This is a genomic window from Romboutsia sp. (assembly GCF_056995035.1).
The window spans coordinates 1-6,474 of the sequence record NZ_JBXKIW010000088.1; the positions used below are offsets into that span (position 1 = coordinate 1).

Sequence of the window (6,474 nt, forward strand, 5' to 3'; positions counted from 1 at the left end):
AAAAACAACTAGCTATAGCTACTTGTAACAGTTTCAAGAGCATAAACGATGATAATGAATTAGTGTATAAAGAAATTAAGAAAAATATAAATAAAGACTTAGTGCAAATAGATAATGTAGAGGTTAATTATACATCTGCAGAAGAATGCAATAACTTTATAGCAGTAGCAGGAGCAGAGCTTATAAATCAATATGGAAACATAAACCACATTGAAACTAAAGAAAATCCAGTTCCAGAGGAGCTTAAACAAGGCATTGTAAGTTTAGGACCTATAAAATATAAAGATAGTAAAGACAAAGTATATCTAAATAATGATAAAGACTTACAATCACTTCCTCATGTAGTTATGGGAGGTAGTAGAAGCGGTAAAACAACTGCAACGATAAATATGTGTAAAAATAAGATTGATGCAGGTGAGGGGCTTATAATACCTGACTTTATTAAAAATACAGAATTTGCAGATGCGATAAGATATATTACTCCTCCTGATAGACTTATAGATATAGATTTATCTGTATTTAAATGCATTCAGGCTATGACTTATAATGAACTTAAAATAAGTCCAGATATGAAAGCGTATGAGATTTCTAAAATATCTAGGAGAAAAACAAGTAATATACTTGAATTAATTAATATAATGAACAGTGATGATAAGCAATTAGCACCTAAAATGCGAAAATATTTAGGTGCTGCAGCTAGAGTTGCTTTCTGTTTTAATTCTTCTAGCATGAAAGATATCCTAAGAATATTACAACTCCACACAGTTAGACATGAGTTTATAAATAACTTAAGTAAAGAACTAAAAGAGTTGTTAGAGGATAGTATAATATCTTTGAAGGAACTAGATGATCGGAGCAAAGAAACTAAAGATAATCCATCAATTGTATGTGGAACTAAAGACAATAAGATAGAAGGAATAATAGACAGAATAGATCTCTTTAGAGAAAATGATGTAATAGATGCTATGTTTTCAAAAGATCCTACAGATAATATAGATTTTGTAAAAGCAATGGATGAAGGAAAGGTTGTTATTATAAGAATGAGAGATAAAGATTTTGACGATGAAGCATCAAAGGATGTTTTAACAACATTCTTTATTCAAAAAATATGGTTAGCTACTAAAATAAGAGGTGGTATGTATAAATACCCAAGCCGAGTTACTGTTGTAATTGATGAAATATTCCAAGTTCCTACAGCTCAAAAAATATTAACTAAAACATTTTTACAAAGTGCTAAATTCGGATTAAAATATGTTCTTACACTTCATAATTTAGAGGGTCTATCTAAAGAAGCTTTAGCATCACTTAAAGGAGCTAATACTACTTATACTTTAATAAGTGGAGTAGATAAGAAAGCATTTCAAGCCTTGGAAGAGGAATTTTCAGTTCATGGTTATTGTATAGATGATTTACTTAACTTAAAAAGATTTACTGCTCTTCATCTAATAAAGTCTGCTGATGGATATAAAGCGTTAATAACAAACCTTCCACCGGAACTTAAAATTAACATTGAGAACGAAATAAAACAAAATATAGCATAAAAATAGGAGAGATTACACTCTCCTATTAATTTTGATACATATTTATAAATGGGTATACCCTGCCTAGGTTGCTAAGGCTAACATAACCACTTCACTCATATTCCGTCAAGCTCACTGCGTTTCACTTGCTACATATTCGCTATGCATGTTATAGCATATGCAAAGCATATAGTAAAAGTTGCATGTCCTTCCATAAAAATTAAATTTTACATAATTTAGTATATTAAATTGTAGCAGTCATTTAACTGTTTCTATATACTAATTAAGACTTTAAATGTACTCTGATATAATTAATCCAATCATCAATCCTAGGGATAAAATCATCAATCGCCCCTTCAATTGATTCAAAATCATATAAGTTGAGTAGTATTTGCATGTGATATTTTCTTCCTTGAAGCTTTATCCTACCTATAGGGGAACCTGAATAATAAACACTTAATTCTCCATTATACATTCTTGTTAAGCTAATTTTAATATTTTCTTTAGATGTTAAATTTAGATGTAAATAGTTAAAGAATTCTTTTTCTAAATCATTTACATCAAAAAGTTTAGACGGATTAGTTGTATTATATTTTATTGGATAATTAAATCCTGAAAAGTCTAAAATAGGTTGTATTTCATTACATGAATTATACTTTGTTGTTTTATGATTTTTAGTATTCTTAAAAAAATCAAATATTCCCATAATAAATTATCTCCTTATTACTTAAAATTTTTAGTATCACCTTTAATTGTAGCTAAGAATATTAGCTAGTACAACATAATAAATTAAGGGACTAGATTTTACTCTAGCCCCTTTGTGGATAACTTGTGGATAAATTAGTTTTTAAATACTAAACTGACATTAAACTGACATTTATTAAGATAAAACGTGTATAGTTATTTAAATTTCAACGTTTATTTTGCTTTAAAAGAACTCTTAAGAGGAACTACTCGGTTAAACACTAATTTTTCTTCTGTTGTGTGTTTACCATCAATACTAAAGAATCCATTTCTTACGAATTGGAACTTATCTAAAGATTTTGCATCTTTAAGTTGAGTAGGTTCAGTAAAACCTTGTACTATCTCTATTGAATTAGGGTTTATTTGTTCTAAGAAGTGCTTTCCTTCGTTTTCAGGAGCATCATCAAGTATTAATGGCTCATACAATCTGAATTCGCAAGGAAGGGCAGTTTTAGCTTCAACCCAATGTATAGTTGCTTTTACTTTACGAGCAGTAAATCCTGAACCACTCTTTGTTTCAGAGTCATAAGTACAGTGAACTTCAACTACGTTTCCGTTTTCATCTTTTATAACATCATTACATTTAACAAAATAAGCACCTTTTAAACGAACTTCATTTCCAGGGAATAATCTGAAGTATTTATTTACAGGTTCCTCCATGAAGTCATCTTGTTCTATGTATAATTCTCTACCAAATGGTACTAATCTAGTTCCTTTAGTTTCATCTTTTGCATTATTTTCTAATTCTATCATTTCAATTTCATTCTCAGGGTAGTTTGTTATAACTAACTTAAGTGGCTTTACAACAGCCATAGCAAGAGGAGCTTTTACTTGTAAATCTTCTCTTACGAAGAAGTCTAACATTTGACTATCTACTTTAGAATCAGCTTTGGCTACACCTATTTCACGACAGAAGTTACGTATAGCTTCGGATGTATATCCTCTACGTCTAAATCCAGATATAGTAGGCATACGAGGATCATCCCATCCATCAGCTATACCTTCATCAACAAGTTCCTTTAATTTTCTTTTACTCATAACAGTGTTTGTAAGATTAAGTCTTGCGAACTCTATTTGTCTTGGAATACATTCCATTTCACATTCTCTAACGAACCAATCATAAAGTGGTCTTTGGTCAGCAAACTCAAGAGTGCATATAGAGTGAGTTATACCTTCTATAGCATCTTCTAGAGGATGAGCAAAGGCATACATAGGGTATACACACCACTTATCACCTGTATTGTGATGAGTTGAGTGAGCTATTCTATATATTATTGGATCTCTAAAGTTAATATTAGGAGAAGACATATCAATTTTCGCTCTTAAAACTTTTTCTCCATCTTTAAATTCTCCGTTTTTCATTTTTTCAAATAACTCTAAGTTTTCTTCGATAGATCTATTTCTATATGGACTATCTTTACCAGGCTCTATTAAAGTACCACGATATTCTCTTATTTCATCTTGAGTTAATTCACATACATAAGCTTTACCTTTTTTTATTAAAAGTATAGCTCTGTTATACATTTCATCAAAGTAATCTGATGCAAAGTATAGGTTATTCCAATCAAATCCTAACCACTTTACATCTTCTTTTATAGAATTTACATATTCTACATCTTCTTTAACAGGGTTTGTATCATCAAATCTTAAGTTAACCTTACCTTTAAACTCTTGAGCTAAACCGAAGTTAAGACAAATACTTTTGGCATGACCGATATGTAAGTATCCATTTGGTTCAGGTGGAAAACGAGTTATGATACTGTCATGCTTTCCTGTATCTAAATCATTTATAATAATATTTTTTATAAAGTTAGATGAATTATTTTCATTTGACATATATAATACCTCTCAATTAATTAAATTTTTCTGTATAGCATATTCTTTATAACATATAAAGATACTATAATCCATACTATTAATTTTAATCTAATATTGGAAAAAAATAAAGATATAATTATTTAAAAATAAAATATTAGCAAAAATTATATATTTATCAGTATTATACAAACTCCTAGATTTTATAATGATAACTAGCAAAAATATAATTAGAAATTAATAATATTTAATAAATACATTACTAATAATAGGTATATAATTAAATTAGCGATATTTTAAAGAGGTGATTTTATGACAAAGATTTCAAAGATAATGACAAGTATTATTATTATTTTAGGAGTAACGTTATCTGGTATATATTATGCTTTAATGCCAAGTGAAAAAATTGATATAGTAGAAGGTAGACTTATAACTAGTGAAGAATTATTAACGGGTTCTTTTATAGATCATGTAGAAGTACTTAAAAATCCACTTAGATTACAAGGGAAAATATCTATGTCAGGCGAAGCGTTTAAAAATGTCGTTTATACAGTAATGACAGAATATAATATAGAAGATTTCAAAAATGTTTATATAGACGTAAATAACAATGCTATAAGGGTTATTTCTCCTTATAAAATACTAGGATTTATAGATAGTCAGATAGAGGCTGACTTAAACCCTAGTGTAGTTGATAATAATTTAAATATTAAATTAACACATTTTAAATTAGGAAAAATAAAAATAAATAATAAAACTGTAAGTAAAAAGCTACAAGCTTACCAAAAATATATGCCATTTGTAGTACAAGATAATATTATAATAGTAGATAAAAAATACACTTATCCAATGACACTTAATGACGTAAATATAAAAGAAAAAGATATTATACTAGATTTACAATTAGAAGTTAATAATCTTATAGATTTTATATCAAAATATAATGTTAATGTAAAACAACAATAGAGAACAAATGACATAAATTTAGGAGAAGTTAGTTATGGAACAAGTATTATATTCATTAGCAGATTATAAGATATTAGCTATTATAGCAGCATTTATAATAATAGCAGTAGAAACTTTTCTACCTGTACTACCACTACTTGCAATAGTAGTTGCTAATGCTTTTGTGCTTGGCATGTGGATGGGATTTTTAGTATCTTGGATAGGGTCTAGTGCTGCTTCGGTATTACTTTATTATTTGGCTAATAAATTTTCAAAATCGCCGTTTTTCAAACGATATCAAGATAGTGAAAAATTAAATAAAATAATAAGATGGATAAAAAAACAAGGATTTAATAGTATATTTATATCTTATGCATGTCCATTTATTCCAGATTTTTTAATAACAGTAGCATCTGGATTTAGTGGATTAGATTTAAAGACATTTGTATCAGGTATGGTGTGTGGGAAATTTGTAATGTTTTTACTTATAAGTTATGTGGGGGAGGATATTAATCACTTTTTTTCTCAGCCAATAAAAATCGTGGTTTTTTCATTAGCAATATTAGCATCTTGGATAGTAGGACAGCATATAAATAATAAGATTCATAAATAGGACAGCATATAAATAATAAGATTCATAAAGTAGAAGTTAAAAATAAAAATATAAAAAAATTAATTTTATTATTTGAAATATATTAAATTATGTGCTAAAATATTCTAGTTGTACCTAATTAGGTTTTTAAATTAAGGGGGAGAAAATATGAAAAAGATATATATAGTAACAACGTATACTGGAACCGTATTATCTTATCTTATAAGAAATATAAGCAAAACCCCATACGCGCACGTATCAATAGCTTTAAATCCAGAATTAAAGCCAATGTATTCATTTGGAAGATTAAATCCTAAAACTCCTCTTTTTGCAGGGTTTGTGGAAGAAAATATAAATGAAGGATTGTATGCTATCAGGAAAAATACTATGTGTAGGGTGTACTCATTAGATGTTACAGACTTACAATATGAAAAAATATATGAAAATATAATGGAAGTTAGTAAAAATAGAAATGAATATGATTATGATGTCAAAGCACTGATATATTTAACTGTAGATAGACCCAGAGAAAAAGAATATAAATATGTATGTTCTCATTTTGTGGCAGACATGTTACAAAAAAGTGGAGTTGAAATTATAAATAAACCTTCATATGAGACAATTCCTAATGATTTTTATAATTTAGGATGTCTTACATTAGAATACGAAGGTTTATTATCAAAATATACTACACGAGAACCATTATATGTAGGAAATGTAGTAAACACAGTAAATGCATAAGAAAATACCTCTTATTTAAATAAGAGGTATTTTGTTTTTGTAAATATATGGATATAATGATAGTAATAACTATTTAGATTGGAAGGGGTATTAAATGAAAAAATTTATTCAAACATA

The 6,474-nt window shown here is 27.9% G+C and carries 6 protein-coding genes; 4 read left to right on the forward strand and 2 right to left on the reverse strand.

Annotated elements, in window-relative coordinates; translation table 11 throughout:
- A partial coding sequence (locus AC11VW_RS14150) for a type IV secretory system conjugative DNA transfer family protein (protein ID WP_484302076.1) occupies positions 1-1,541 on the forward strand: 1,541 nt, incomplete at its 5' end.
- 262 nt (positions 1,542-1,803) lie between these two features.
- Here the strand turns inward: AC11VW_RS14150 and AC11VW_RS14155 are convergent.
- Both AC11VW_RS14155 and AC11VW_RS14160 read right to left on the reverse strand, forming a co-directional pair.
- Positions 1,804-2,226 carry a hypothetical protein gene (locus tag AC11VW_RS14155; protein ID WP_484302077.1) on the reverse strand — a complete coding sequence of 141 codons (423 nt, stop codon included), beginning with the start codon at positions 2,224-2,226 and terminating at the stop codon, positions 1,804-1,806.
- 212 nt (positions 2,227-2,438) lie between these two features.
- Positions 2,439-4,100 carry a glutamine--tRNA ligase/YqeY domain fusion protein gene (locus AC11VW_RS14160; RefSeq protein WP_484302078.1) on the reverse strand — a complete coding sequence of 554 codons (1,662 nt, stop codon included), beginning with the start codon at positions 4,098-4,100 and terminating at the stop codon, positions 2,439-2,441.
- 291 nt (positions 4,101-4,391) lie between these two features.
- On the opposite strand from AC11VW_RS14160, the gene AC11VW_RS14165 reads away from it, so the two are divergent.
- The 3 genes from AC11VW_RS14165 (at position 4,392) to AC11VW_RS14175 (ending at position 6,357) form a co-directional block, all read left to right on the forward strand.
- Positions 4,392-5,045: a protein kinase family protein gene (locus tag AC11VW_RS14165; protein ID WP_484302079.1), complete on the forward strand. Its 654-nt coding sequence runs from the start codon at positions 4,392-4,394 to the stop codon at positions 5,043-5,045.
- A gap of 34 nt (positions 5,046-5,079) precedes the next feature.
- Positions 5,080-5,637, forward strand: coding sequence for a TVP38/TMEM64 family protein (locus tag AC11VW_RS14170; RefSeq protein WP_484302080.1), 558 nt, complete (start codon positions 5,080-5,082; stop codon positions 5,635-5,637).
- A 147-nt stretch (positions 5,638-5,784) separates the two neighbouring features.
- On the forward strand, positions 5,785-6,357 hold the full coding sequence (locus AC11VW_RS14175) for a hypothetical protein (protein WP_484302081.1): 573 nt from the start codon (positions 5,785-5,787) through the stop codon (positions 6,355-6,357).
- The last annotated feature ends 117 nt before the right edge of the window (positions 6,358-6,474 follow it).

Coding starts and splice junctions, on each gene's coding strand:
- AC11VW_RS14155 (WP_484302077.1), bottom strand. CDS start 2,226: ATGGGAATATTTGATTTTTTTAAGAATACTAAAAATCATAAAACAACA.
- AC11VW_RS14160 (WP_484302078.1), bottom strand. CDS start 4,100: ATGTCAAATGAAAATAATTCATCTAACTTTATAAAAAATATTATTATA.
- AC11VW_RS14165 (WP_484302079.1), top strand. CDS start 4,392: ATGACAAAGATTTCAAAGATAATGACAAGTATTATTATTATTTTAGGA.
- AC11VW_RS14170 (WP_484302080.1), top strand. CDS start 5,080: ATGGAACAAGTATTATATTCATTAGCAGATTATAAGATATTAGCTATT.
- AC11VW_RS14175 (WP_484302081.1), top strand. CDS start 5,785: ATGAAAAAGATATATATAGTAACAACGTATACTGGAACCGTATTATCT.